Here is a 25,624-nt window from a genome sequence, read left to right on the forward strand (position 1 = left end):
TCGCAAACCTCGATTCGAGCCAAGGAGCAAGCAAGCGCAGTGGACATTCAATTGGGACGAGGCAAAACCGCTCGCCGGGCCTACGGTATTGATGAAATCGCCCTGGTGCCGGGGGGCCGCACCGTTGATCCAAACGTCACCGATACCCGCTGGACGATCGGCGGCATCGAACGCACGATCCCGATTATTGCCAGCGCCATGGACGGCGTGGTGGATGTCCAAACCGCCATCAAGCTGGCCCAGTTGGGGGCATTGGGCGTGTTGAACCTGGAAGGGATCCAAACCCGCTACGACGATCCCGAACCGATCCTCGATCGGATTGCCTCCGTCGGCAAAGATGAATTCGTGCCCTTGATGCAAGAACTCTACGCCGAACCGATCAAAGAAGCCTTGATTGCTAAGCGAATTCAGGAAATGAAGGCCGGCGGCGGCATCGCGGCCGTCAGCGCCACCCCGATCGCCGCCCAAAAATTCGGCAGCGTGATCGCCGAAGCCGGAGCCGATATCCTCTTTATCCAAGCCACCGTTGTTTCCACCAACCACGTTTCTCCCGAAGGCGTGACCCCGCTGGACTTGGCAAAATTCTGCAAAGAAATGCCGATGCCCGTGGCCCTGGGCAACTGCGTCACCTACGAAGTGACCCTGCAACTGTTGGAAGCCGGAGCCGCCGCCGTGTTGGTGGGCATTGGCCCCGGTGCGGCCTGTACCTCGCGCGGGGTGCTGGGCATTGGTGTGCCCCAAGCAACTGCCGTGGCTGACTGCGTGGCCGCTCGCGACGAGTTCCACGCCAAGACTGGTAAGTACGTGCCGATTATTGCTGACGGTGGCTTGGTGACCGGTGGCGACATCTGTAAGTGCATCGCCTGCGGAGCCGATGCGGTGATGATTGGCTCGCCGTTTGCGCGGGCGGCCGGTGCGCCGGGTCGCGGCTTCCACTGGGGCATGGCCACGCCTAGCCCCGTGCTGCCCCGGGGGACGCGAATCAAGGTGGGCACGACGGGAACCCTGGAAGAAATTCTGATTGGCCCCGCAAAGCTGGACGATGGAACCCACAACCTGTTGGGCGCACTGAAGACCAGCATGGGCACGTTGGGAGCCAGCACCCTGAAGGAAATGCAGCAAGTGGAGGTGGCCGTTGCGCCGTCGCTGTTGACCGAGGGCAAGGTGTACCAGAAGGCCCAACAGTTGGGCATGGGCAAATAGCCGATCGCCCGCTGAGGTTGTCGATTCGTCTCAATTTATAGGGCGATCGGCCACAATCCTTATCGAGAGGCAAACTCAGCGTATAGAATAGAGGTATAGCGGAGACGCATGTTTCCGTTCACTCCTCACACCACACTCCGCTCGAACAAGCTTCGGGCGGTTTTTTAATGCTTTTGAATCGTTGGAAGCGTGTGCGATCGCTTTTCACCCACGTTTGGAACTGGATTTTGAACAGTCGAGAACTCTAGAATGGACTGAGAAGTGATTAGCGATCGACCAAAGCAGAGGGGAACCCAAGCCATGATTAGCTGCCTCGATGCTGCTCAATACTTCATTGCCCGAGCCTATGAAGATGGCTTGGAAGTTAATATGACGAATATGAAGGTGCAAAAGCTACTGTATTACGCCCAGAGCTTGCACCTAGCTTTATACGATCAACCGCTTTTTGCGGAAGAAATCCAAGCATGGCGCTATGGGCCCGTTTGCCCACCTGCTTATCGATTTTATAGTGACTTTGAAGCCCAGCAGCTACCATTTCCAGAGCGAAAAAAACTATCGCATCTTTCAGAAGAAATCCAATCAGTTCTGGATGAAGTTTGGGAGAATTTTGGCGGCTATCATGCTTATCGACTGAGCGAGATGAGTCACTTGGAATTTCCCTGGCGAAAAGCGCGTCAAGGACTACCGACCGCAGCCAGCTCAACACAAGCTATTTCCTTGGATGATCTCAAGGCTTTGGGGCATCAAAAATTAGAGCAAATCGAGCGATCGTCGCCAGTTTATGATGCGGCGATGACTCAGACGCTCCATACATCCTTCACAAATCCACCCACCGCTACGATTGAGAAAGGAGCAGTGTATGACTGGCTCAACTCTCTATTTTGATGTTGTACCAATTTGGAATTGAATTAGACCTTTTACGGAAATCAGAGTTTCTATCGATTCCATGAAAAACAATAAAAATAAAAAGTTTAAAGATTTTGGTCCCTACTCTCACTGGAATTGGCAATCTCAGCTAGATGGAGAATTACCTATCTCTACAGTGGAGATTGAGTTGTACAGTGATGCGTTCTTTAAGGGAACTGTAGTTGAGCATGGCCCATATTTGGTAGTTAATGCCGATCCAATTCCTTTGGGTGAGAATCGTCAATTTATGCGTGGTCGATTAATTTTTCGATGTGAATACTATCTAGATCCTAATCAGGATCCGACTGTTCATCCTTCTACGTACCCACTCAAGACAGATGTGTCAAGATATCATGGTGGGACTCTTCGAGATGAAATGGCATCTCTATACTCTCTTGCTCTAGGTGTACGGTTAAAAGCTGGTGGAGTGGTTCGAGAGTTTGAAGAAGGAAATGAGTATGGTAAACCTCGCATTCCAAGACCTGACGAAACTCCTATATTCCTTCCTCCTCGTGATGATCGGTATATTTTGCCATTTCATCCAACCGAGCGTGATTTGGAACTAATGCAAGACTATGTAAGTTCATATGGTTTTCTAGAGCCTCAGCAAGCCTCTACCTTAATTCAGTCTGCAAGGCTTTACCAAGATGCAGTTTGGATTGCAGAAAGTGATCCGGAGATTTCTTGGCTTTTATTAGTGTCTGCAATCGAAGTTGCTGCTGATCATTGGTATGGCCGAGAAAATCCTGATATTCAGAAGCAACTACAAGATCTCAAACCAGATCTATTTCGAGATTTAAGTAGTTTAGAACACGATCACCTAAAAGCCATAGATATTGTCAGTAAAGACCTGCAAGGGACGATAGGAGTAACCAAAAAATTTAAGCAGTTTCTTTCCAAGTTTAAGCCTCAAGAGCCGCCAGCTAATAGACCGAAATCATGGCAAATAGAATGGGATGATGCCACTTTGGCAAGGGTATTTGATGTAGTTTATAAACATCGATCAAAAGCACTACATGGTGGTACGCCATTCCCTAAGCCTATGTGTAGACCTCCAATTCGAGATCATCAAAATGGAATATTTGTAGAACAACCTGCAATTGGATTGGCAGAGGTATATCTTGGAGCATCTTGGAAAGCAAAAGATGTTCCCATACATCTTCATGTCTTTGAGTATATAGTTCGATGCTCTCTTCTCAATTGGTGGAAAAGTATGGCTGTAACCAGTCCAGAAACATCTAACTCCTAAGATCAGAAGAAGATGGTGAAGCTATTGCGGGGCTGCATAAATTAGAGCTGCTTGAATATCTTCTGGCTCCAAGTCGGGAAGTTCTTCTAAGACTTCTGAATTGCTCAATCCCGTTGCTAGTAAATCAAGCACATCTGCAACCCGAATCCGCATACCACGAATGCAAGGCCGGCCGCCGCATTGCTTGGGGTTGATGGTGATTCTGGACAGTAAAGTGGGCATGATATAGCTCAGAAATGGCTCAGTAATCAGCCTCAGCTTAACAAGAAAATCCCCGATCGCCCTGGTGGGGCAAACGGGGAAGAAGCAAAGTTGCTGAGGAGAAAACTGAGAAAAACCGATCGCGCCTATTCGTCGTCGTGGGCGTAACGATTGAATAGGTAATCGAGGGCGTAGTTCCGCAGATCGTAGTAGCGCGGATCTTCCATGATCAGATCCCGATCGCGCGGGCGATCGAATGGAATTTCCATCACTTCACCGATTTTTGCGGAAGGGCCGTTGGTCATCATCACCAACTTATCGGCCAAGAAGAGTGCTTCATCAATGTCGTGGGTGATCATCAATACCGTGCAGCGGCGACCACTCCAAATTTTTAGCAATTCTTCTTGGAGTTCTTCCTTGGTGATCGCATCCAGCGCACCAAAGGGTTCATCGAGAATCAACACTTCCGGTTGGATGGAAAGGGCGCGGGCGATCGAAACCCGCTGCTTCATACCCCCGGAAATTTGCGGTGGCTTCTTTTCCATGGCTTCGCTGAGACCCACCATGGCCAGGTTGTCGCGAGCCATAGCGCGCTTTTCCCGTTCAGGCTTTTCGGGAAACACCGCATCGATCGCTAGATAGACGTTTTCAAACACCGTCAACCAGGGCAATAGGGCGTAGTTTTGGAACACCACCATTCGATCGGGCCCGGGCTTTTTGATGTCTTGGCCCTTGAGGCGCACAGTGCCGTGGGTGGGCTGGGCAAAGCCGGAAACCATGCTCAACAGGGTCGATTTCCCGCAACCGGAGTGACCGATGACGCAAATAAATTCGCCCTCATTAACGGTGAGGTTCACCCCATCCAAAACGACATAGGGGCCTTTACCGGTGGGGTAGGTTTTGTTAACCCCTTTGAACTCTAGAAAGGGCGTGCCGGAAGACTGAAGCGGCGCAACTTTTTGAGCGCTGTTGGTGGCGATCGACATCCTAAAAACCTCCGACGAATCGGTTAATTCGGATTGCAAACTGAAGCGATGTTTCTCTGTCGGGGCGCACGGCGGTGCGCCCTCTCCGGGATTTAGGCAGCCAAGATGCGTGGCGGATCGAGGTGAACTTCCGCGATCGAGATATTGGCCTTAATCGCCAGGCTGTTCAGGTAACTGATCGGGTCTTCCGCGTCGAAGGCCGAGCCATCAAACAGTTCGATCGCCCCGCGCCGGAACTTCTCATCCAGCAAGCCCAGCTCACGAGCCGCGATGCTATAGGTGGTCGGACGCACCACCCGCTCCAGCACTTCCAGCCAGTTGCGCGGGAAGGGCACATCGCCCCAACGCGCCATCTGCGCCATCATCCACAGGTGCTCCGTGCGGCTGGGACGGTTGGCCCCTTCGCCATAGAACCAGTGGTGGGCATATTCGATCGGGTTGCCCAGGTCGCAGGTCAGCTCCTTCGGATCGCCCAGGTGGATGTATTCCTCGCGAGTGCCCACATAGGCGCGATCGCTCAGGATTTTGCGGACTTCCAAGTGGTTCGCCGGGTCGGAGCAGTAGCGGCAGGCATCCAGCAGCGCCTTCACCAGGGCCACGTGGGTGTTGGGGTAGGCGTTCGCCCAGTCCTCGCGCACGCCCAGGACTTTGCCGGGGTGTCCTTGCCAGATTTCTAGGTCGGTGGCGATCGTTACGCCCACGCCTTCCATGGCGGCCCGCAGGTTCCAAGGCGAACCAACGCAATAGCCGTCAATGCTGCCCGCTTTCAAATCCACGACCATTTGGGCCGGCGGAATCGTTTCCAAATGCACATCATGATCGGGATCAATTTCGTTGGCTGCCAGCCAATAGCGCAGCAGCAAATTGTGCATGGAAGAGGGGTGAACCATCCCCAAAATGTGGGATTTACCCGGCGTTTCCCGCAGCAGCTTTTTGAAGTCGGCGGCGGTTTGGACACCCGCATCAAACAGCTTTTTGGAAAGGGTGACGGCGTTCCCGTTGCGGCTCATGGTCAGGGAAGTGACCGTGGGCAAGGGGCGATCCTCATGGCCACCAACGGTTAACCAAATTGGCATTCCCGAGGGCATTTGGGCCGCGTCGATGTAGCCACCGGCAATTCCGTCTACGATGCCGCGCCAACTGGTTTCCCGCACCAGGTTGACTTCATCGAGACCGTACTTTTCAAAGAAGCCCTTTTCCTTGGCAATGGCCAGGGGAGCGCAGGCGGTGAGGGGCACAAAGCCGATTTCCAAATTGACTTTTTCCAAGCCATGTTTGGCGACCACTTCCACCTTGCGGGCACGGATCTTCTTCACCCGTTTCTGTTGGTTCAGGAAGTAGATCATTTCCGATCGCAGCTTGTAGTAGCTGGGATGTTCCACCACTTCCATCCGCTTGCGGGGGCGGGGAATATCCACTTCCAAGATTTGCCCAATTTTGGAGCCGGGGCCGTTGGTGAGCATCACGATTCGATCGCTCAACAACACCGCCTCATCCACATCGTGAGTCACCATCACGGCGGTGACTTGGTTTTCCTCGCAAATTTGCATCAGCTTTTCTTGCAAATTGCCGCGAGTCAAGGCATCCAACGCACCGAAGGGTTCATCCAACAGCAACAGCTTGGGCTTGAGGGCCAAGGCACGGGCGATCGCCACCCGTTGTTTCATCCCGCCGGACAGTTGACCGGGGCGCTTTTCGGCGGCTTGTTTCAAACCCACCATATCAATGTGGGTTTGCACCATGGCATCGCGCTCGGCCTTGGGCAAATCACCCATCACTTCATCGACAGCCAGGGCGATGTTTTCGCGAGCGGTCAACCAGGGCAGCAGCGAATAGTTTTGGAACACCACCATTCGATCGGGCCCGGGTTTTTTAATCCGTTGCCCTTCCAGGGTGACGAGGCCATCGGTGGGAAAATCCAACCCGGAAATCATGTTTAGCAGGGTGGATTTGCCGCAGCCGGAGTGACCAATCAGGGAAACGAATTCACCCTTTTTGATGGTTAGGTCAATGCCCTTGAGGGCGAGATATTCACCTTGGTTGAGGGGAAAGACTTTTTCGAGATTCTCGATCGCAACGAATGCACTCATGGGGCAATCCTCTAAAAACCAGCGGAGGGAATAGGTAGGGGCGCAACGCTTGCGCCCTCTGGAACTGGCGATTTACCGATTTATTCCGGCAGGATCAGGGTTTGGATGTAGGCAACAGCGCGATCGAGAATCAAGCCCACAGCTCCGATGTAAACCACGCCCAGAATGATTTCGCTAACGTAGTTTTGCTGATAGGCATCCCAGATAAAGAAGCCGATCCCCAACGTGCCACCAATCACGATTTCAGCCGCAATAATTGCCAACCACGACAGACCGATCGCAATCCGCAAACCCGTGAAGATGTAGGGCAGGGCCGAGGGGAATAGAATCTTGAAGAAGAAGGTTTTTTGCTTGAGTTGCAACACCTGTTTGACGTTGATGTAGTCCTGGGGAATTTGCTTCACACCCACCGTGGTGTTAATCAAAATCGGCCAAACAGCGGTCACAAAAATCACGAAGATTGCGGAGATTTCCGGTTGTTGGAACGTCACCAGGGCGATCGGTACCCACGCCAGCGGTGCAATCATCCGCAAGAACTGGAAGACCGGATCCAGCGCCTTATCAATGGCCGGTGAAAGACCCACTAAAATCCCCAATGAAATGCCCACGACCGAGGCGATCGCATAACCCTGGGCCACGCGCACCAGACTCGCCATCGTTTGCCAAAACAGTCCCTTATCCAACCCGCCGCGATCGTAGAAGGGATAGAGCAGCAGGGTGCGGGTGCGCTCGTCGGTAAACACGCTCAGGGGGCCGGGCAACCGGGTCACACCTGACCAAGCAATCAGTTGCCAGATGGTCAGGAATCCTAAAATCCCGATCGCGGGTAATAGGATCGTGCTGCCATTTTTCTTCAGCCATTGGTCAAAGGCGGAGGGCTTGGAAATGCCGTTCGATCGAGATACAGAAGGTGCCATGGTGATGTTCTCTCGAAGGTCGAAGAAAGAAGTTGAATGAAGCAGAATTCAACCAATTGGGTGTGTGAGTCGTCCTGAAGGAGTCGGTTCCTTGGGAGCGAATTCCTAAGCCTTAATGGCCAAGCTCTTGAGGTAATCTTCGGGCTTTTCAGGATCAAACTTGATGCCGTCGAAGAAGGTTTCTACCCCACGGGAAGGGCTGCTGGGCACATCGGTGATCCCAGCTTCCTTGGCAGCTTCCAGCCAAATGCTGTCGCGATTGACCCGCTCAACCAAATCTTTAGCCTTAGCAACCGTGAAACCGTAATCCTTGTGGAAGCCCCAACGAATAGTTTCCGTGAGGAACCAAAGATCATGGCTCTTGTAGGGATAGGAAACACTCCCGATCGGGTCTTTCCAATAGAGCGGGCCCTTGTTGAAATCGTTGATGTCGGGTTTGCCATCTCCCATGGCATATTTACCTGAGAAAGGCGGCTCCAGAATGTTGGCAGGAATGTTGAAATAGTTCCGACCGGAAACAATTTTCACCAATTCTGCGCGGTTTTCGGGCTTGTCGCACCATTGCTGGGCTTCCATGATTCCCTTCAGCAATGCCTTGGTGGCCTTGGGATTGGCATCCACCCAATCTGCCCGCATCGCGAAATATTCTTCGGGATGGTAGGGCCACATTTCGGTGACCAAACAAGACATAAACCCAATCTTGTCGTTCACAATTCGATAGGGCCAGGGGTCACCGGTACTGAAGGCATCCATCGTCCCGATCCGCATCCCTTGTACGGTTTCTGGCGGGGGAACAGCCAGCAGGTCGATGTCTTTGTTGGGGTCAATTCCACCGGCTGCAAACCAGTAGCGAATCCAGAAATCTTGGTTAGCAGCGGGGAAGGTGAAGGCGGCTTTGAATTTACGCCCATTTTGTGCGGCGTAGCCCTTGATGTAGGCTTGAGCACCTTTGAGATCCAAGCCCAATCCTTTACCGGCATTTTTGCCAGAAACGGCAATCCCGTTAGCATTGGTCACCAATTGTGCCAACACGTACATGGGGGTTTTCTTACCGTTGGTGATGATGCCCTCGGTGATCAAGTGGGGCATGGGCATTTGCCATTGGCCACCATCAACACCACCGGCCTTGGAACCGATCACAATGTTGTCGCGAGCGGCGGCCCAGTTGGCTTGCTTGGACACCTCCACTTCGGTCATGCCGTACTTGGCAAAGAAGCCTTTTTCCTTGGCAATGATCAGCGGTGCAGATTCCGCGATCGGGAGGTAGCTGAGTTTGGCTTTGGTGACTTCCGGGGTGGTTTCCGGGGTCAGGGCTGCGGGGCTACCGGTGCTGGCGGGCGATCCTCCGGCGGGACTGGCGGCAGTGCTACCGGGTTCTGGGGGATTTCCCAAACATCCTTTTAAAAGAATGGAGCCTGCGGCGGAGGCTCCAGCGGTCAATAGAAAGCGACGACGCGAAAATCCGAACTCATCAGACATGGCGCTAGCAACCTTAAGTGAAAGTTGAGCACGACAAACCGGGCGATCGGGGGGTCGCTAAATTTGTCATGAGTTGTGAAAAAGCCGATCGCTAAGAGCCAAGGAAATTTAAATCGGAGCTTGATCATAGGGGCTGAATCCCGCTTGTCAAGCGCCTTCCCGCTTTAGCAACTTCAGACATGCTAAAGGTTCTTTCATAAAAAGTCTAGATGCTTGATCAGCTTGAGAATAACAAAAACTAAATTGTCTTCATAAGCTTCTCTTTATAATTTTTTTCATTGAAAACAAGTTTTGATTATCTTGATTAGCTCTCACAATCTAAGATTTCACAGATTTCACAACTTGACTAATCGATCGAGTCAGGCTGCTTTATGGATATCCCGGCCGATGCTTTGCCCGCCCCGATCGATCAGCCGCTCCACAAGGGCGGGGCTTTAAACCCATTTTTTTGGTAAAGTCTGGGCAAGCTCCATGATTAAGGTGGCCAAAATTAAGGTGGCTAATTGCGGGTCACTGGTTGTTTGGGGCGATCGCCGCTGGCAACCAAGCTGCCTTGGAACGAATGTTGATGAGTGTGTTGATGGGTAGTTTGCTGCGGCAGCAGTTGTTGTTGTTATAAGGATCCCGGGCCGATGCCGAGAACACCTGATGAGTTTGCGGTGCATATCCTGTTGGCGGGCGGTCACCGCGAGGAAGTTCGCTTCCGCACGATTCAAGACTTCCAAAAGTGGTACAGCACGGACTTGGTTCCGAAGCAGGACTCTTCGGCCTTCATTAGCGTGCCGATCCAAAATCTCCAGGGTGAATATATGGTGGTGCGGCCATCGCAGGTGTTAGGTATCCGGGTGGAACCGGTGTTTAACTCCAGCATTGATCGATCGTTTTAAGGATGCCTGGGAAGCCAAAGCTGCTCCTTTGTGGGTCTCTTCGATCGACTAGGAGTTCTTAAGCAGTCGCTTCAGGGGCGATCGGGGTTGAACGGTGGTTGGCCATTGGTCTCAAAACTGGTGTGGCGATGCAATGGGGCGATCGAGGAAGCAATTCCCCGATCGGGGCTTGCGCGATCACCCGCCAGTCTGATAGCAATAGTCCGTCGATCCCCAACCCGATCGCCTCTGAGCCGATCGCTGTCGCCCCATGCTGATCGGGGATCGCGATTGCTCCTCACCGCTTCACCCCAACCACCCCCATGAGTCTGAAAGATTCCCTGAAAGATCTTCTGTGCCATCGCTTCCGCCATCGCTCCGATCAATCCGATCAATCTGAGCTAAGGGCTAAGTTCGATCACCTGGCCACCAATCGCCGTTCTGGCCATCATGCCGCTCCCAAGTTTGGTTACTGGGGGGCGGTTTTTAGTCTGAGTTCTCTTTTGGGTTCTGTGGCGTTGAGCGGCTCCACCTTCAGCGGCTCTCCGGCCTTGGCCCAGCGGTCTACTCCGCCGCCTCTGCACCAGGGAGAAACCCCCCTTTCGCCATCGGAACAGCGGATTCCCCTGCGGCCGGTACAGGCGCGATCGATTGCGAGTCTGTTGGGCTTAGATGAGCAACTGTTCGGCCAATCAGGCGATCGCCGTAACCTGTTGCAATCGATCGACCACAGCTTGCGCTATTTGCAATCGCCAGCGGCTGCCACGGCTTACCAAAACTATCCCGTCGCTGGCATCACGCGCGATCGGGTGTTGCGAAGTGTGCGGCGGTTTCGGCAACTGGTGACCCAGGCGCGATCGGCCCGCGAGTTGGCCACCTTGGTCGATCGGGAATTTACGCTCTACCAATCGATCGGGCGGGATGGCAACGGTGATGTTTTCTTCACGGGCTATTACGAACCGATTTATCGCGCCAGCCGCACCCCCTCCGCCACCTATCGCTATCCGATTTATCGGGAGCCGGCCGACTTGGCCAGTTGGCGCACCCCCATGCCCACCCGCGAAATCCTGGAAGGCAAAGACGGTCAAGGCACCAACAGCCCCCTGCGCGGCCAGGAAATTGCTTGGTTGAGCGATCGCCTAGAAGCCTTTTTGGTGCATATCCAAGGTTCGGCCCGGCTGCAATTGCCCGATGGCAACGTGATCACCGTCGGCTATGCCAACCACAACGGCTATGGCTACACCAGCGTGGGCCGCGAGCTGGCCAAAGATGGCAAGCTGCCCTTTGAAGGGTTGACCCTGCCGGTGATGATTCGCTATTTCCGCCAAAATCCCCAGGAATTGGATAACTACTTGCCCCGCAATACGCGGTTTATCTTCTTCCGGGAAACCTTTGGCGCACCGGCCACAGGAACCTTGGGTGTGCCTGTTACGCCCGATCGCTCGATCGCCACCGATCGCTCCCTGATGCCCCATGGAGCCTTGGCCTTGGTCAACACCACGCTGCCCTATGCCAGCGCGGACGGGCGCGTGGTGAATCGCAACGTCAGCCGGTTTGTGTTGGATCAAGACACCGGCAGCGCCATGATTGGCCCTGGCCGAGCCGACTACTTCATGGGCACGGGCCCGATCGCCGGGAATCGAGCCGGGGTCACCGGGTCGCGCGGCCGGCTCTACTACCTGTTGCTGAGAAATTAGTTGCTGAAAAATTAGTTGCTGAGAAACTAGTTGCTGAAAAATTAGCAATTGTCCGCAAGCAGTTGGCAACCATTCGGAGATCGGCCATGAGCAACCAAGGGCTGAATGGGGCAGGGCCCCTGTCCCACGAACAGGTCACCCAATGGATTGGGGAAATTCAAGCCCTCAAACAACAGGTGACCGACCTGAAACGCGATCGGGATGCGGCCTACCAGGCCGCCGACGCTTGGCAAGCCCGTTACACCACGGAAGCCCAACAACGCCGAGCCGATCGGGAACAGTTTCAGCAACAACAGACCCGGCTGCAAGGGGAAATCGATCGGCTGCGCGGCAATCCCGATGCAGTGCTGGACGGGTGGGAACCGCTGGGAGAGGCTGCCAGCGTCGGGGCCGCTCTGCCCGCCAGCACTCCGGCCACCCTGGCCGAGGCTCAAATTGAATGTCGGCAACTGCGCGAGCAACTGGCACAACTGGTACGGCAGCTCCAGGCAGAACGGGAAGCCCACGATCGCACTCGACGGGATTTGACCACGGCCCTGGGCGATGCGATCGATGCCTTGGAACGGGAACGGCAGCGCTAAAAAGAGTCTGATTCAAAAACAGCAGTTCAGAGACAAAACGGGAGCGTTGAGCGTGCAAACGGCTTGGATTGTGGGATTGGGTAAATCTGGAGTGGCGGCGGCGCAACTGTTGGCGGCCCAGGGCTGGCAGGTGACCGTGAGCGATCGGGGAACGGGCGATCGCCTGGCCCCGATCGAAGCCACACTCACCCAGTTGGGCATCCAAGTCCGATTGGGCGACACCTTCAACCCCGACCCGATCGAGCCGCAACCGGATTTAGTGGTGGTCAGTCCCGGCGTGCCTTGGGATAGCCCCGGCGTGGCCCGGGCCCGGGCGCTCGGCATCGACACGATCGGGGAAATGGAGTTGGCTTGGCGCAACCTGCAACAGACCCCTTGGGTGGCCATCACCGGCACTAACGGCAAAACCACCACCACCGCCCTCACGGCCGCCATCTTCCAAGCGGCCGGCCGAAAAGCGCCCGCCTGCGGCAACATTGGAGCCGCCGCCTGTGGCTTGGCCCTGCCGGAAGCCGACCCGATCGATTGGGTGATTGCTGAAGTCAGCAGCTACCAAATTGAGTCCTCCCAAAACCTGGCCCCAAAAATCGGCATTTGGACCACCTTTACCCCCGACCATCTGGCTCGCCACTACAGCCTAGACAACTACTTCAACATCAAAGCCAGCCTGATTGATCGAGCGGCCCTGCAAATTTTGAACGGTGATGATCCGGCCCTGCGGGCCCAGGCGATCGCCCCCTATCCCAACGCCATTTGGACGAGCGTGGCCGGGCGTGACCAGTTGCCCGCCAACCCCGATCGGGGGGCTTGGGTCGAAGACGGTTGGGCCGTGGTGGCTGGCCAAGCGATCGTGCCCGTGAGCGCCCTGGCCATGACCGGCCGCCACAACCAACAAAACCTGCTGATGGCCGTGGCTGCGGCCCACTATGCGGGTATTGCCCCGGAAACCATTGCCCAAGCGGTGCGCGACTTTCCCGGCGTGCCCCATCGTCTGGAGCGGGTGGGCAGTTGGCAAGGCATCGATTTCATCAACGACAGCAAAGCCACCAATTACGATGCGGCTGAAGTGGGGCTGAAGGCGGTGGCCCAACCGGCGATCCTAATTGCGGGCGGCGAGGCTAAAGAAGGGGACGATCTCGCCTGGATTTCGGCCATTCAGTCCCGAGCCGCCGCCGTTTTGCTGATTGGCAGCGCGGCCGAAACCTTCCAAGCCAATCTGCAAGCGGCTGGCTATGGGGCTACGGAAATTGTGGAAACGCTCGATCGGGCAGTGCCCCGGGCCGCCGAATTAGCCAAAGCACACGAGGCCCCGATCGTCTTGTTGTCGCCTGCCTGTGCCAGCTTTGACCAGTTCCCGAATTTTGAAGTTCGGGGCGATCATTTCCGCCAATGTTGTCTCGATTGGATTGCCCAACAAAGCTAAGAGACGGTTTGGCTTTGGTTGTTAATTCGACCGATCGCTTGGGGGTCGATCGAGTGCCCAGGGCCCGACGATCGCTTCACCTTGTTGTTCTTTTTCCGACAATTCCAAATTCAGCGCCAACAGTTTTTCCAAAATGTCGTCGCTGGTTTGGAATCCGTAGGCTTTCAGCACCGCCTTATCAAGTTTGGCGTGGAGTTTGGCGAGGCCGCTGGCGGGTTCGTGGAAATAGCCGTTATAGAGTTGGGTGATGCCCCATTGGCGTTGTTCCATGATTTGGGTGCGGTAATCGTGCAAATCCTGGGCAATTTGCCGAATATCACTGATGACTTTTTGGCTGGGTTTCTGGGGAAATGGAAAGGTTTCAAAGCAGGTGTTAGGCGTATAGCGCGTATCACCTTTAAGCGTTGAAGCTTGCGCCTTGACCCACTGCCGATGCACATTAGAAGTCAATATCCCTAATACATAAAAGTCATCTGAAGCAATAACAACTGTTGAATTTGCCGGTAATACATCCCTTGGAACAGGAATGAAAATAAACCATTTTGAATGTGCTGAAACTGCGAAATAGAATTGTAGTCCATGTATTGCCTGTCTCAAGGCCGCATTGGTTCTCTTGAAGCGCCACCATTTCTCGCGCAAGATGCTCTCTCTATTCTGGATTCGCTCAGGCTTCACATGAAGTTTCGCCCACTCCAATGGCTCCAAGTATTCTCCGATTTCTTCAAGGTTACGATCTGAAAAGTCAATAATCCATCTTTCTGGTTTTCCATGAGGATTATGCGTAAGATTTGAACCCATAGAGAATAGTTTTAAAACTTCAGAATTTTTAGGATTTTTTAAAATCCATGCCATAGCATCTTGCTCAGGGATAAAAAAACCTTTGCTATTGGGTTGTACGCCAATAAAAGCAACATTTCTATTGCTTTGTAGAGACCTAGACAAGCACACGTCAATATTAGAGCTGAGAGAAGAAGTAATTACTTCAACACTTTTCTCATCCAAGTGGCATCTAACTGGCTTTTGTTTACCCCAATTGACGATACTGACATAAACAGCAGCTTCACCTGACCAAGGCTGACTAGACACAGCATTGTAGATAAAGCCACCATTTTGGACAATATAATCTAGAGAAACAGATCGACTTTTTCCCTGAGCGATTGAATTAGTTGCTACCAATCCAGCACGACCATGTGAAGGCAGGTTTTCATGTGCAAGACGAAACCAATAACTTGCAAAATCTACTTGAGCACGAATATCAAAAAACTGCTTAAATACGCGCTCTGCATATCGATCTCCCAGCTCTGAACGAATGCGAGAGCCACCTAAAAACGGTGGATTACCGATGATCGCATCCGCTTGGGGCCAAGGTTCAAAAAGCGCATCTTGTTGCACAATGTTTTGATTCAACGTATCCAAAGGCAGTGCTTGTTCTGCACTTTGGAGCCGATCGATTGCTACTTTTCGGGCGATCGTCATCGTCACCTGCGCCAACTGCACCGCAAACGAATTAATATCAATCCCAAAAAATTGCAGCGGACTCACCGACCTCAGCGGTATTTGCACTGACTGCTTGAGATCACAGATGCGATCGAGAATTACCTTCTCCAGATCCTTCATTTCCTGATAGGCCACATAGAGAAAATTTCCCGACCCACAAGCCGGATCAAGCACCCGATACTCGATTAATTCCTGGTGCAATTTCTCAAAATCGTTCACCGTTTTAGCTGCTTCAATTTTCGCTTCCCAATAGTGCGAAATGGTCGGCCGCACGATTTTCATGATGTCAATTTCTGACGTGAAATGCATTCCATGGGCCCGCCGCTCATCACCATTCGCCGTGCCCTCAAAAATGCTGCCAAAAATTGCCGGTCGAATCTGGCTCCAATCCTCTTGGGCCGCAACCTTCAGAATTTCTAATTCTTGTATTTCCAAGTCAATTGGCAAAATTTCTGAAAACAAACCGCCATTGAAATAATCAACACCTTTGAAGCGTCTCCCTTGAGTCACGCCAGGGAGATTCATTTGTAAAAACAACCCACCAATCAAATCATAGGCGCTCTCGCCTTCTAAACAATCCAACACTGATCGCGTAAAGATATCCTGCGGTAGCAATCCCCGATCTTCCGCAAACATTGCCAACACACACTGCAACACAAATCGTTGAATTTGCAGAGGCTTGATGTCGCTGGACTTGGTGCAAAGTCGCTTCTCCAAGTCTCGATAAAGCTGCCCCATTCGCATGGCAGCTTCTTGGGTAATTTCCTGTTGATTGTTGTTAAAAACCGGCTTTGTTTCACCCGGCTTCATGAACGCAAATGCACTCGATCGCTGGCTGAGATCTGCCAAAGCAATCCGATCGACCGGCTCATCAATTTGCGTATCGAAATCGTAAATCCAAAACCAATCGAAATTGCACAACACCACGTAGCGCGGCCGGTTTGGAACCAGGCGCTCCCAATAGGTGAAGGCTTGGCGGCGATGTTTTTCTAGGGGTTCACCGCGCTTTTTCATTTCAAACAGCACCCCCGGCCGGGGCGGTTTGTCGCTCGATCGCCACACCAAATCCGCAAAGCCTGTGTGGCCGCTGGCGCTGCCCTTGGCCACCCGCGTTTCAAACACCGCCCCCGCCGCGATCGCGTCCGCATAGCCAAAGGCCGCAAAAAAGCGATTCAAAAAGGTTTGGGCCTCGCCTTTTTCATCGCCTCGAAAAACTTTTGCTGCTTCCGAAAAGGCCAACAACGGAGCCGGATCAATCAAAGCCATAGGGGCAAAGCCATGGGAAATGTGCGATCGAACTGCTCCCTATTGTCGGGCCAAATGCTGATTTCAAGGCCTCGTTCAAGATCGAAGCCGCCGCAGTTAATGCCAATCTCGAATTCGATCGCCCGTTAATTCCGTCACCGACGACAACACAACATCTGCGCCATTGGCCTTCAAAGTGGCAGTGTAGCGATCGCGCGTGGCCGAATCAACCAGGGCATGGGGCGGCAAAATGCCCACCGCAATCCAACGGCGATCGGGGGCGATTTTGCGCGCATTCAGCACCGTTTGCATGTCCGCCGCCGTGTCGCCCGCATAAATCACCGGCAGTTGCAACCCGGCCGGTTCCAGGCGATCGACCACCATTTGCAAGCCCGTGGGGTCAGGTTTTTCCGGCGCATCATTCATGGCCACCAACACCGGATCAATTAGCCCCACCCGCTGAGTTAAAACAAAATTGGCCGAGGCCGGTGTTGCGCCGCTAAAAAATCCCCAGCCCATTTGGGCCGCGGTGAGCTGTTCAAAATAGGCGCGATCGACCAGCAGTGGTTCATCGCAAATATAGCCCGTCCAACTGCTGGGATCTTCGGGATTGGGGCCGCGATATCGCTTTTGGAAAAACAAGACCAATTCGTCATAGTTCAGGGCCAATTCTGCGCGCGATCGCCCCTGACTTTCCCAAAATCGATAGATAAATTCCTGAGAGGCTAACCAATCGTTATTCCAAGATCCTTCGGCTTTAATCGCGTCAATGTCCGCCATCGTTGGGCGAAATTGGCCATCGGTGAAGGCTTCCACCGTGTCCGCCAAGGCGCGGCGGTAGGACTGGCCCACATCCCGAATTACGCCATCAATGTCAAAAACCGCGATCGCCTGGAGAGAATTGGAAGTCATGGAAAGGGTCAATCAACAGAATAATCTGCAATCCTGTTTCAACAGCCGCAACCATATCATGGCGACATCGTGGCGACATTATGGCGATCTCGTGGCGACCTGGGGGGCCTGTGGCGATGACCCGATCGCTGCTAATTGCGGAAAGGCGATCGTCAACCGCCCCCTTGCGGTACGATAGACTGCTGTGCTGTCGTCAGTTGCGATCGCCCTGGACGAGTTGAAGACCCGCTGGAGTCGCGTAAATTTCGTCTGAAGATCCCGACTGGCCGAACCCTTGCCAAATACCCGTAGCAGTCGATCTTGGAGGCATCAGCTTGTCGAAGTTTATTTTAAAGGTTCTCTGGCTTGAAGAAAACGTCGCTTTGGCGGTGGATCAAGTTGTGGGCAAAGGAACCAGCCCGCTGACGGCCTATTTCTTCTGGCCGCGGAACGATGCGTGGGAACAACTGAAGTCGGAGCTGGAATCCAAGCATTGGATTTCGGAGTCCGATCGGGTGGAATTGTTGAACCGCGCCACGGAAATCATCAACTACTGGCAAGAAGAAGGCCGCAAGCGTCCTTTGGCCGAAGCCCAAGACAAATTTCCCGATTTGGTGTTCACGGGCAGCAACTAGTGAGCAATGGGGGGCGATCGGGCTGCAAAGCTGTCGATCAATCCCCGTTGAATCGCTGTTTTCGATCAGCGCGGTGGCCTTGGGGCGATCGCGCTTGATTTTTGGCTAGGTTTCGTTCGATCCATTGGGCATTGATTTGGGCATTGATTGAGGTTGAAGACGGCGGCTTAACCGGTTGTTCACCTCGATCGGCTAGGGTGAACGCAGCATTGACCCCATCAGCCCGGTAGTAGTGCGGTTAGGCCAAAGTACGCCAAAGATGGGCGCACGGCGGTGCGCCCATACGAAATGTGCCTGATCGCCATTTCAAACCGCCATTTCCAATCGTTTGATCATCTTCAGTCCTGCAATTCTCATCACGTCCCATGTATTTCCCTCCTGAATGGCACGAACACGCGGCGGTTTGGTTGGCTTGGCCCAGCCATCCCGATTTGTGGCTCGATGCCTATCGCGATGTGCAATCGGAGGTGTTGGGTCTGGCGCGGGCGATCGCCGATTGCGACCCCGCCACCGGCCAGCCGCGTGGGGAAGCGTTGCACGTGCTCGCCTGCGGTTCGGCCCAGGTGGCGGAAGCCCAAGCCGCCCTGGAACCCTTGGGAGCCACAATTTATGACGAACCCTTTGGGGATATTTGGTTGCGGGACACGGGGCCGCTGTTTTTGCGCGACAGTTTGGGGGAACCGGTGGCGATCGGGTTTCGGTTCAATGGTTGGGGCGGCAAATATCTGCTCGATCATGACGACTCGGTGGCGGAACGGATCGCCCTCCAATCGGGGGTGGACTTTTTGCCGCATCCTTGGACGTTGGAAGGCGGGGCGATCGACCACGACGGTGAAGGCACGCTGCTAACTACCCGCCAATGCTTGCTGAACCCCAACCGCAACCCCGACCTCTCCCAAGCGGACATCGAAGCCAAGCTGAAATCCAACTTGGGTATCGAGCAGATCATTTGGCTGGGCGATGGGCTGCAAAACGACCACACCGATGGCCATGTGGACAATTTGGCGCGGTTTGTGGCTCCGGGAACGGTGGTGTGCATGGAACCCAGCGGCCCCGATGATCCCAACCGGGAGGCGCTCCTAGAGGCGATCGCTACGTTGAAGGCGGCACGGGATGCCAAGGGCCGGGCGATCGAGGTGCTGACCATCCCATCACCGGGTCGCGTGGAAGACGAGGAGGGCGAGCTGATGGCCGCCAGCTATGTCAATTTCTATATCAGCAATACACGGGTGATTGTGCCCCAATACGGTTCGCCCTTTGATGGGGCAGCGGTGGCGGCTTTGCAGGCGATCGCCCAGGATTTGCACGAGGTTTGGGGCGATCGGGAAGTAATCGGTTTGCCCGCCAAAAATATCCTGCAAGGGGGCGGCTCGTTCCACTGCATTTCCCAACAGCAACCCCGCTAGCGATCGAGGGCGACTAGTCTGGGGGCAAGATGCTCAAGCCCCTTGTCTTTGTCGGTCAGCCCCTTGTCTTGATCGGTGGGGCAAGCGACGTATCGATTTTGGCTTTTTAAGCATCCTCTGAGGAGCAAGGTTTATGGCCTATGGTGACTTTTCATTGGCGGCTGTTTTGGACTCGTTTGAGTTAGTCGATCGCTATGATGCCCTGTTCCCAACCTTGCAACCGATCGAGCCTAGTCCTTGGTTGTTGGAAACTCTGAATTTGGGGCGATCGCTCGCATTACCTGGGGGCAGCGAAAAGGCGCGATCGGAGTTTTTAATTGCACCCTTACTGTTGGAATTGGAACGGCAATATGGCGATCGCTTGGCCATTTATTCGGGGCGAAATTTTGAGGTCGATCGCGATCAGGGACTAACCGGCGAATGTGATTTTATTTTGGGCAAAGGGAAAACAGCGCTGCTGGTGCGATCGCCGATTTTTTGTTTAGTGGAAGCCAAGCGAGATGATGTGGAAGCGGGAATTGGTCAATGCGCCGCCCAAATGGTGGGGGCTGAGGCTTTCAATCGATCGCAGGGAGAATCACTACCGCAAATTTTTGGCTGTGTCACCACGGGGGAAGTTTGGCAGTTTTTGCGACTCCACCAACAGCAATTAACGGTCGATCGCGATCGGTATTATCTCAATCCCCTGAACCTAGTCTTGGGCTGTTTGCACCACATCATCGCCACGCAACTCCAAGAATCTGCCCCTCATGCTTAATTTGGAATGGTTCTATGCTCGATCGTCCAATTACCCACCAAGTAGCTCCTAAAGCTCTCCCAATCACAATCCCTGAACCAGCCATTCAGGACTTTTGCCAGCGTCACCACGTTCAAGTGTTAGCGCTCTTTGGTTCTGTTCTGCGCGAAGATTTCCGAGATGATAGCGATGTGGATATTTTGGTGCAGTTTTTACCGGGTAAAACACCAGGGTTCCAAATTGTGACGATGCAGGATGAACTGACTCAGCTCTTTGGAAAAGTTGTTGATTTGCGAACACCGGCAGAACTCAGCCGATATTTTCGCGATCGCGTTTTATCCGAAGCCTATATTCTCTACAAACAAGCTTAAATTCAGTTCCAAGCTAGAAATATTTATGAGTATTATTGATGATTACACAAGGCTCCAGCACATGAGAGATGCTGCACAAGAAGCCATCACCTTTATTCAAGGAGTCCAGCAACTTGAATTCGAGAGCAATCGCCTACTGGTTGTTGCCTTAGTCAAGGAAATCGAAATTATCGGAGAAGCAGCTAATCGTATTTCCTCAGATTGCCAAAGTCGTTATCCTGAAATCCCTTGGCGAGCCATGATTGGCATGAGAAATCGCTTAGTTCACGCTTACTTTGAAATAGATCTAGAACTTGTTTGGCAAGTGGTCACTCAAGAACTACCGAGTTTGCTGCCTAAACTTGAATCTGCGATTCTCTCCGAGAGAGGTAACGATTCATAAGCAAACCATAAACAATTTATATAGGTCTTTAGGCTCGTTACCCTACCCACTTCAACCGTCAACGCTCTATCTTCTTTCAACCCATGACAAACCATCGCACTGTTACCGTTGCCGCCCTGCAAGATGCCTTTGAAACCTGGAATTTACAAGACAATATTGATCGCGTTGTGGCCGCTGCTCGCCAAGCGGCTAGCCAAGGGGCGCAAGTAATTTTGCCACCAGAATTATTTCAAGGGCCCTATTTTTGCAAAGAAGAGCGGGCGGAGTTTTTCGCCTCCGCTTACCCCGCCACGGAACATCCGGCGGTGGTGGCCATGCAGCAGGTGGCGCGGGAAACGGGCACGGTGATTCCTACCTCGATTTTTGAGCGGGATGGCCAGCATTACTACAACAGCTTGGTAACGATCGACGCGGACGGCTCGATCCTCGGTCTCTACCGCAAGAGCCACATTCCCGACGGCCCCGGCTACGAAGAAAAGTTCTATTTCCGGGCGGGCAACACGGGCTTTAAGGTTTGGCACACCCGGTTTGGCTGCCTCGGTGTCGGCATTTGTTGGGATCAGTGGTTCCCGGAATGCGCCCGATCGATGGTGTTGATGGGGGCGGAAGTGCTGCTCTATCCCACGGCGATCGGCTCGGAACCCCAGGAGCCAAATCTGGATACGCGGCCCCTGTGGATGCGGGCGATGCTGGGCCATGCGGTCTGTAATGTCGTGCCCGTGGTGGCGGCTAACCGGATCGGCAATGAAGAGGGGCAAAAGTTCTACGGCACGAGTTTCATTTGCGATCACCGAGGCGAGCTGCTGACCCAAGGGGCGATCGATCAACCCGAAATCCTGATGGCTCAGTTGGATTTGACTCAGACGGCGCTCGATCGGGCCAGTTTTGGTTTTTTCCGCGATCGCCGGCCCGAGTTCTATGGGGCACTGACGGAATCCGCCTAAAGCAACCATCTGCACAGCCGCCTGGGTCGTCGGTTCGTGGCAGTCCCAAGGCGGATCGCAATCTCGATCGAAACTGATCGATCGAAACCCGCTTGGGACGCATCCGATCGCGGATCTTTGGGCTGCGGGAAGAACTGCTGAAAGCAGCCTAAACACAAAGCTGCCCAGGTTTTTCGACCCAGGCAGCTTTGATGTGATGACTTTTCCTTGGAAGATTCAGACGGACGGGAACTTGCGACAACGCAGAACCCAAGCGCCGATCGACAAGCGATTCTGAACAAATTGAATCAGCTCTTAATTGACGGATTGACAGTTATTTCAGGTACTCAGCTTCGGCTTCGAGGCTACGAACCAAATCGTTGTCACCCTTGGCGCGAGCCACTTCAATGCGGTGTTCCAGCAGCTTGCGCAGATTTTCGCGGTGAACTTGCGCAACTTGGGCGGGGTTGGGGCGATTGCGGCGGATTCCAAACATGGCTAGGAAACGATCGACGAAAGGTGGATAGGGGTTGAGAGTGCCTGGGACGATCGTTGAAGTGACCAACCAGACGACAGAAGGCGCGAATGCTGCGATGATTCAGCTTGCAGAAGCCAATCATTAGCTTCGGCTGGCGACACTAGCCACTCCTTAGAGGGCCTTCCATTGCTAAGATAGCGTAATTTTGATTCAGAAAGTATCAGCTATTACAGAAAATTTATCTTTTTTCAGAATCGATTCAACTAACTGATGTTCAAATGATGTTCAAGGCCCCCATCTTCCGGTAACCCATGGATTTTTCCTCAACAGTTCCCCTCACCGCTTGGTTAGCGCCGCCTCGGCCGATCGCCCTGTTGACGGACTTTGGCACGGCCGATGGCTATGCGGGGGTGCTGAAGGGGGTAATCGCCCAGGTCAATCCCGCCATTCCCACCATTGATCTGACTCACCAAATTCCCCCTCAGGATTTGTGGGCGGCGCGGTTTGTGTTGGCCAATTCGGCGGCGGCGTTTCCGTTGGGGACGGTGTTCTTGGCGGTGGTGGATCCGGGAGTGGGGGGCGAACGGCGGCCGATTGCGATCGCCTTTGATCGGGGCTGGTTGGTGGGCCCAGACAACGGCCTTTGGAGTGGCCTGTTGGCGCAATTCCCAGCGGAGTCGGCCGTGGTGCTGACCCAGCGCAACTTTTGGCGATTGCCGAACCCGAGCCACACATTCCACGGCCGCGATATTTTTGCGGCGGTGGCGGCCCACTTGGCTAATGGGGTTCCGTTGGCGGATTTGGGTAACCCGATCGACCCGGCCAGTTTAGTGAATTTGCCGTTGCCGGGTTTGGTGTCCCATCCGGCGGCCGGGGCCAACCCGGCCAGCTTGGAAGGAGTGGTGCAGCATGTGGATCACTTTGGCAATCTAATTTCCACCATTCCGGCCCAACGGGTGAGCGATCGCTCCTGGCGCGTGCGCATTGGCGAGCAACTGATTCCCTCGCAACTCACCTACAGCAGCCGATCGCTCCATGACTTTGTGGCGCTGGTGGGTAGCCACGATTGGGTGGAGGTGGCCTGTGCGGGGGGGAATGCGGCCCAGCGGTTGAATCTGAATCGGGGTGATCGAATCCTGGTGGAGTTTCTAAATTAACCGAAAGGGCAATTCCCAGGCCATCCATTGCCGACAGTCGAGGGTATAGCTATCGGGGCTGGGCGATCGACTGGGGGGCGCAGCATGATTCACGCTGATTTGCTGGAGATCTTCCAGTAGTTGGCGGGCCAGGGCCAGCGGTTGGGCCAGGGGCCACAGCCGATCGCCCTCACCGGTTTGCAGGCTAGGCAAGCTGGCCTGCAACTGCTCCAGGGGATCTCGACTGAGCCACACCAACAGCGACCCCAAGCCCCGACTGGGGGCAGCGGGCCAACTGAGGGTTTGGCGACTGTTGGGGGCCAACAGGGTTTGGCCCGGCTCCGTATCCTGCCCCAGGTCTTGTACCAGGGTGGCTCGTCCCAGGGAATCCAGTTGCAGCACCAAGGCCCACAGGGGAACGGTTCCGGCATTTTCCAGGGTGAGTTGGGGCCGGCTGCCGCTGGTGAAGGCGGCCGGGGCGATCGAACCGTTGGGGCCGATCGCACCGCCAACATTGGGCAAAGTGCTCCATTGCAGAAGGGGGCGATCGGGCGTTTCCAAAGCCGCCAGGGTGATGCGCACGGGCCAACCGGCTCCCTGATTCAGCGTGGCCCGCCAAAGTTTCCGCGCCAACAAACTATGTAATTGTGGCCCTAAGCGCTGCACGGCTGTCTTGAGCGCTTCGCCACTTTCACCCACCGTGTTGGGCCAGAGGGTTTGGCCCGGTCGCCAGAGGCCATAGGCGGTTTTGGTTTCGTCTCCGTTGGGGTCAGGATTGGCAGTGGGGCGGGCCGCCCGGGCAAACCAAGCATCGATCGCCCGGTTTTCGGGATTCACCACCGTCACATGGGACAAGGCATCAAAGGCGCTGGTGGCATCAATCCGCTCAATGCGCTCAAAGTTTGGATCGAGAGCCACCTGTAGCCCCAAGTTGCGGGACAAAATGCGCCACCGTTCCCGCAAGAGTTGCCCCGATTGCCAGGCGAAGGCCTCAACCGGGCGATCGCGGCTGTCTTCGGTCACGGGTTGCCCGATCGCCCGCCAACCATTGCGGCTGGTGATGCGCAGTCCCCCAACCCAGGCTATGTCATCCGCTGAATTCGTGGCTGCGGGTTCCAGAATGAGACCCTGGGTTGCGCCTGCCAACACCGCAGGGGCCAAACCGGCCAAGCTCACCGTCACCGTGCGATTCACCGAATCCGTGGCCAAGACTGTGCCCGCGCTGGGCCCCGCTGCCGTGGCCAACCATTGCCCCAAGTTTTCCCCAATATTTCCCCCAATTTTTTCCCCAATATTCTCCCGAATCGCAGCGGCCCCCAGCCGTTGGGCGATCGGCTGTTGCTGGCCCCCTTGATCCGTAACCTGGGCGGCGGTGCGAGCCAGGTCAAACCACAGGGTGCTGGCGGGGAGGCTGTTCCAAAGTTGTTGCACCAAAGCCCAGGTGAAGGCCCCGGCCACAAATCCCGATTGGGGCAATTCCAGCACGGGGCGATCGGACTGGCTGGCCCGCAACCACCACCCGCTGGCGGCGGTCGATCGCCCCGATCGGGCGCGGCGTAACTGTTGCTGCCAAGCCAGTTCTTCCGGATCCAGAGCACCGGGGGTGAGCATCGGGCGCGATCGATGGCGAACCCAAGCTTGGGCCGGAGCAGGGGCAAATCCCGCATCCACAACGCCCAGCACCCGTTCCGTGGGCAGCGATCGCAGCCAGTCTTGAATCGTGACTTCACTCCAATCGCGTAGGGGGGCGATCGGCTCTGCAGGGGTCGCCTCACGGGTTCCGGCGGCCAAATGGCCATCCACCGGAACCAACAGGCCCGTTCCATCGGCCAACAGGCCCCCATAGCCGCTGAATTGCCACACCACCGCATCACCGGCCCGGAGTCCCGCCGCGCAGTCCTCTAAAGCCGCTTGCCATTGGGCCCGCCCCGCCGCCCGATCGGTCAAGGTCACCACATCTGCCGCCTGAAAGCCCAACCGCGAAGTTAGGAGTTCTTGCCAAAGGGCCACATCATTCAGGCAACCTTCCAAGGCCACCGAGGCCGCGTTGGGGGCGATCGCCGTCGGTTCGTATTGATTAATGCCAATTAACAGGGCCTTGCGCCGGCCGGTTGGTTCCGCCAACACTTGCGCCACCCGTTGGGCTGCGATCGCCTCTGCCAGCCCCCATCCAGCCAGCGCCGCTCCCGATCGCCCCAAAAAGTCTCGTCGCGAAAGTGCCATAGCTTTCAACTCGCCGCCGTCCGATTCATCCTAGCGCGGTGATTCCCCGGCTCAACCAGCAATTTTCTGTACCCTAGTATTGATTGCCCATTTCTATCGCTTT

The 25,624-nt window shown here is 54.6% G+C and carries 23 protein-coding genes; 14 read left to right on the forward strand and 9 right to left on the reverse strand.

What is annotated here, in order from left to right:
• Positions 1-39 precede the first annotated feature (39 nt).
• The 3 genes from AMR42_RS01545 to AMR42_RS19705 all read left to right on the forward strand — a co-directional run bounded on the left by AMR42_RS01545 (position 40) and on the right by AMR42_RS19705 (position 3,358).
• Positions 40-1,203: a GuaB3 family IMP dehydrogenase-related protein gene (locus tag AMR42_RS01545; protein ID WP_099531714.1), complete on the forward strand. Its 1,164-nt coding sequence runs from the start codon at positions 40-42 to the stop codon at positions 1,201-1,203.
• 300 nt (positions 1,204-1,503) lie between these two features.
• Entirely contained in the window at positions 1,504-2,088 is a 585-nt protein-coding gene (locus AMR42_RS01550) for a Panacea domain-containing protein (protein ID WP_099531715.1), read from the forward strand.
• A 61-nt stretch (positions 2,089-2,149) separates the two neighbouring features.
• Positions 2,150-3,358 (forward strand): hypothetical protein, encoded by a 1,209-nt coding sequence (locus tag AMR42_RS19705; protein WP_143472889.1) that lies wholly within the window; start codon positions 2,150-2,152, stop codon positions 3,356-3,358.
• A 21-nt stretch (positions 3,359-3,379) separates the two neighbouring features.
• On the opposite strand, the gene AMR42_RS01555 is transcribed toward AMR42_RS19705, so the two are convergent.
• The 5 genes from AMR42_RS01555 to AMR42_RS01575 form a co-directional block, all read right to left on the reverse strand.
• Positions 3,380-3,580, reverse strand: a complete 201-nt coding sequence (locus AMR42_RS01555; protein ID WP_099531716.1) for a DUF433 domain-containing protein — start codon at positions 3,578-3,580, stop codon at positions 3,380-3,382.
• 125 nt (positions 3,581-3,705) lie between these two features.
• A complete protein-coding gene (locus AMR42_RS01560; protein ID WP_099531717.1) occupies positions 3,706-4,545 on the reverse strand; it encodes a nitrate ABC transporter ATP-binding protein in 840 nt (279 codons plus the stop codon).
• Positions 4,546-4,637: 92 nt separating this feature from the next.
• On the reverse strand, positions 4,638-6,635 hold the full coding sequence (locus tag AMR42_RS01565; protein WP_099531718.1) for a nitrate ABC transporter ATP-binding protein: 1,998 nt from the start codon (positions 6,633-6,635) through the stop codon (positions 4,638-4,640).
• Between the two features lie 80 nt (positions 6,636-6,715).
• Positions 6,716-7,552 carry a nitrate ABC transporter permease gene (ntrB, locus tag AMR42_RS01570; protein ID WP_099531719.1) on the reverse strand — a complete coding sequence of 279 codons (837 nt, stop codon included), beginning with the start codon at positions 7,550-7,552 and terminating at the stop codon, positions 6,716-6,718.
• A 105-nt stretch (positions 7,553-7,657) separates the two neighbouring features.
• Positions 7,658-9,031 carry a CmpA/NrtA family ABC transporter substrate-binding protein gene (locus tag AMR42_RS01575; RefSeq protein ID WP_099531720.1) on the reverse strand — a complete coding sequence of 458 codons (1,374 nt, stop codon included), beginning with the start codon at positions 9,029-9,031 and terminating at the stop codon, positions 7,658-7,660.
• Positions 9,032-9,663: 632 nt separating this feature from the next.
• Between AMR42_RS01575 and AMR42_RS01580 the strand changes: the two genes are divergently transcribed.
• The 4 genes from AMR42_RS01580 to murD all read left to right on the forward strand — a co-directional run bounded on the left by AMR42_RS01580 (position 9,664) and on the right by murD (position 13,598).
• On the forward strand, positions 9,664-9,918 hold the full coding sequence (locus AMR42_RS01580) for a hypothetical protein (RefSeq protein WP_099531721.1): 255 nt from the start codon (positions 9,664-9,666) through the stop codon (positions 9,916-9,918).
• Positions 9,919-10,220: 302 nt separating this feature from the next.
• Positions 10,221-11,594, forward strand: a complete 1,374-nt coding sequence (locus AMR42_RS01590; RefSeq protein ID WP_099531723.1) for a murein transglycosylase A — start codon at positions 10,221-10,223, stop codon at positions 11,592-11,594.
• A gap of 86 nt (positions 11,595-11,680) precedes the next feature.
• Positions 11,681-12,175 carry a hypothetical protein gene (locus AMR42_RS01595; protein ID WP_099531724.1) on the forward strand — a complete coding sequence of 165 codons (495 nt, stop codon included), beginning with the start codon at positions 11,681-11,683 and terminating at the stop codon, positions 12,173-12,175.
• Between the two features lie 52 nt (positions 12,176-12,227).
• Positions 12,228-13,598, forward strand: a complete 1,371-nt coding sequence (gene murD, locus AMR42_RS01600) for a UDP-N-acetylmuramoyl-L-alanine--D-glutamate ligase (protein ID WP_099531839.1) — start codon at positions 12,228-12,230, stop codon at positions 13,596-13,598.
• 21 nt (positions 13,599-13,619) lie between these two features.
• On the opposite strand, the gene AMR42_RS01605 is transcribed toward murD, so the two are convergent.
• Both AMR42_RS01605 and AMR42_RS01610 read right to left on the reverse strand, forming a co-directional pair.
• Positions 13,620-16,361 (reverse strand): DNA methyltransferase, encoded by a 2,742-nt coding sequence (locus AMR42_RS01605; RefSeq protein WP_099531725.1) that lies wholly within the window; start codon positions 16,359-16,361, stop codon positions 13,620-13,622.
• 96 nt (positions 16,362-16,457) lie between these two features.
• Positions 16,458-17,252 carry a TIGR01548 family HAD-type hydrolase gene (locus AMR42_RS01610; RefSeq protein ID WP_099531726.1) on the reverse strand — a complete coding sequence of 265 codons (795 nt, stop codon included), beginning with the start codon at positions 17,250-17,252 and terminating at the stop codon, positions 16,458-16,460.
• A gap of 314 nt (positions 17,253-17,566) precedes the next feature.
• Here AMR42_RS01610 and AMR42_RS01620 point away from each other — a divergent pair, with 314 nt between their 5' ends.
• The 6 genes from AMR42_RS01620 to aguB all read left to right on the forward strand — a co-directional run bounded on the left by AMR42_RS01620 (position 17,567) and on the right by aguB (position 21,705).
• Complete coding sequence (locus tag AMR42_RS01620; RefSeq protein ID WP_099531728.1) at positions 17,567-17,866, forward strand: 30S ribosomal protein PSRP-3; 300 nt, start codon at positions 17,567-17,569, stop codon at positions 17,864-17,866.
• Between the two features lie 365 nt (positions 17,867-18,231).
• Positions 18,232-19,272 carry an agmatine deiminase family protein gene (locus tag AMR42_RS01625; protein WP_099531729.1) on the forward strand — a complete coding sequence of 347 codons (1,041 nt, stop codon included), beginning with the start codon at positions 18,232-18,234 and terminating at the stop codon, positions 19,270-19,272.
• Between the two features lie 133 nt (positions 19,273-19,405).
• Positions 19,406-20,029 carry a hypothetical protein gene (locus AMR42_RS01630; RefSeq protein ID WP_099531730.1) on the forward strand — a complete coding sequence of 208 codons (624 nt, stop codon included), beginning with the start codon at positions 19,406-19,408 and terminating at the stop codon, positions 20,027-20,029.
• Positions 20,030-20,043: 14 nt separating this feature from the next.
• On the forward strand, positions 20,044-20,379 hold the full coding sequence (locus AMR42_RS01635) for a nucleotidyltransferase family protein (protein ID WP_099531731.1): 336 nt from the start codon (positions 20,044-20,046) through the stop codon (positions 20,377-20,379).
• Between the two features lie 25 nt (positions 20,380-20,404).
• Complete coding sequence (locus AMR42_RS01640; RefSeq protein ID WP_099531732.1) at positions 20,405-20,761, forward strand: DUF86 domain-containing protein; 357 nt, start codon at positions 20,405-20,407, stop codon at positions 20,759-20,761.
• A gap of 83 nt (positions 20,762-20,844) precedes the next feature.
• Positions 20,845-21,705 (forward strand): N-carbamoylputrescine amidase, encoded by an 861-nt coding sequence (gene aguB, locus AMR42_RS01645; protein ID WP_099531733.1) that lies wholly within the window; start codon positions 20,845-20,847, stop codon positions 21,703-21,705.
• Positions 21,706-22,018: 313 nt separating this feature from the next.
• Here the strand turns inward: aguB and AMR42_RS20795 are convergent, their stop codons facing one another.
• Positions 22,019-22,180, reverse strand: a complete 162-nt coding sequence (locus AMR42_RS20795) for a hypothetical protein (protein WP_190354042.1) — start codon at positions 22,178-22,180, stop codon at positions 22,019-22,021.
• A 293-nt stretch (positions 22,181-22,473) separates the two neighbouring features.
• On the opposite strand from AMR42_RS20795, the gene AMR42_RS01650 reads away from it, so the two are divergent.
• Positions 22,474-23,319 carry an S-adenosyl-l-methionine hydroxide adenosyltransferase family protein gene (locus tag AMR42_RS01650; RefSeq protein ID WP_099531734.1) on the forward strand — a complete coding sequence of 282 codons (846 nt, stop codon included), beginning with the start codon at positions 22,474-22,476 and terminating at the stop codon, positions 23,317-23,319.
• Here the strand turns inward: AMR42_RS01650 and AMR42_RS01655 are convergent.
• Positions 23,311-25,521: a caspase family protein gene (locus tag AMR42_RS01655; RefSeq protein ID WP_099531735.1), complete on the reverse strand. Its 2,211-nt coding sequence runs from the start codon at positions 25,519-25,521 to the stop codon at positions 23,311-23,313. The two genes, AMR42_RS01650 and AMR42_RS01655, sit on opposite strands and share 9 nt — an antisense overlap.
• Positions 25,522-25,624: the final 103 nt, after the last annotated feature.

Source organism: Limnothrix sp. PR1529, from assembly GCF_002742025.1.
Taxonomy (GTDB): domain Bacteria; phylum Cyanobacteriota; class Cyanobacteriia; order CACIAM-69d; family CACIAM-69d; genus CACIAM-69d.

Excerpts from the sequence above, each read along its gene's own strand:
- AMR42_RS01575 (WP_099531720.1), bottom strand. The coding sequence starts at position 9,031 with ATGTCTGATGAGTTCGGATTTTCGCGTCGTCGCTTTCTATTGACCGCT.
- AMR42_RS01580 (WP_099531721.1), top strand. The coding sequence starts at position 9,664 with ATGCCGAGAACACCTGATGAGTTTGCGGTGCATATCCTGTTGGCGGGC.
- aguB (WP_099531733.1), top strand. The coding sequence starts at position 20,845 with ATGACAAACCATCGCACTGTTACCGTTGCCGCCCTGCAAGATGCCTTT.
- AMR42_RS01590 (WP_099531723.1), top strand. The coding sequence starts at position 10,221 with ATGAGTCTGAAAGATTCCCTGAAAGATCTTCTGTGCCATCGCTTCCGC.
- AMR42_RS01630 (WP_099531730.1), top strand. The coding sequence starts at position 19,406 with ATGGCCTATGGTGACTTTTCATTGGCGGCTGTTTTGGACTCGTTTGAG.
- AMR42_RS01635 (WP_099531731.1), top strand. The coding sequence starts at position 20,044 with ATGCTCGATCGTCCAATTACCCACCAAGTAGCTCCTAAAGCTCTCCCA.
- AMR42_RS01565 (WP_099531718.1), bottom strand. The coding sequence starts at position 6,635 with ATGAGTGCATTCGTTGCGATCGAGAATCTCGAAAAAGTCTTTCCCCTC.
- AMR42_RS01595 (WP_099531724.1), top strand. The coding sequence starts at position 11,681 with ATGAGCAACCAAGGGCTGAATGGGGCAGGGCCCCTGTCCCACGAACAG.
- AMR42_RS01610 (WP_099531726.1), bottom strand. The coding sequence starts at position 17,252 with ATGACTTCCAATTCTCTCCAGGCGATCGCGGTTTTTGACATTGATGGC.
- AMR42_RS20795 (WP_190354042.1), bottom strand. The coding sequence starts at position 22,180 with ATGTTTGGAATCCGCCGCAATCGCCCCAACCCCGCCCAAGTTGCGCAA.
- AMR42_RS01650 (WP_099531734.1), top strand. The coding sequence starts at position 22,474 with ATGGATTTTTCCTCAACAGTTCCCCTCACCGCTTGGTTAGCGCCGCCT.
- AMR42_RS01655 (WP_099531735.1), bottom strand. The coding sequence starts at position 25,521 with ATGGCACTTTCGCGACGAGACTTTTTGGGGCGATCGGGAGCGGCGCTG.
- AMR42_RS01560 (WP_099531717.1), bottom strand. The coding sequence starts at position 4,545 with ATGTCGATCGCCACCAACAGCGCTCAAAAAGTTGCGCCGCTTCAGTCT.
- AMR42_RS01550 (WP_099531715.1), top strand. The coding sequence starts at position 1,504 with ATGATTAGCTGCCTCGATGCTGCTCAATACTTCATTGCCCGAGCCTAT.
- AMR42_RS01625 (WP_099531729.1), top strand. The coding sequence starts at position 18,232 with ATGTATTTCCCTCCTGAATGGCACGAACACGCGGCGGTTTGGTTGGCT.
- AMR42_RS01640 (WP_099531732.1), top strand. The coding sequence starts at position 20,405 with ATGAGTATTATTGATGATTACACAAGGCTCCAGCACATGAGAGATGCT.
- AMR42_RS01605 (WP_099531725.1), bottom strand. The coding sequence starts at position 16,361 with ATGGCTTTGATTGATCCGGCTCCGTTGTTGGCCTTTTCGGAAGCAGCA.
- AMR42_RS01555 (WP_099531716.1), bottom strand. The coding sequence starts at position 3,580 with ATGCCCACTTTACTGTCCAGAATCACCATCAACCCCAAGCAATGCGGC.
- ntrB (WP_099531719.1), bottom strand. The coding sequence starts at position 7,552 with ATGGCACCTTCTGTATCTCGATCGAACGGCATTTCCAAGCCCTCCGCC.
- AMR42_RS19705 (WP_143472889.1), top strand. The coding sequence starts at position 2,150 with ATGAAAAACAATAAAAATAAAAAGTTTAAAGATTTTGGTCCCTACTCT.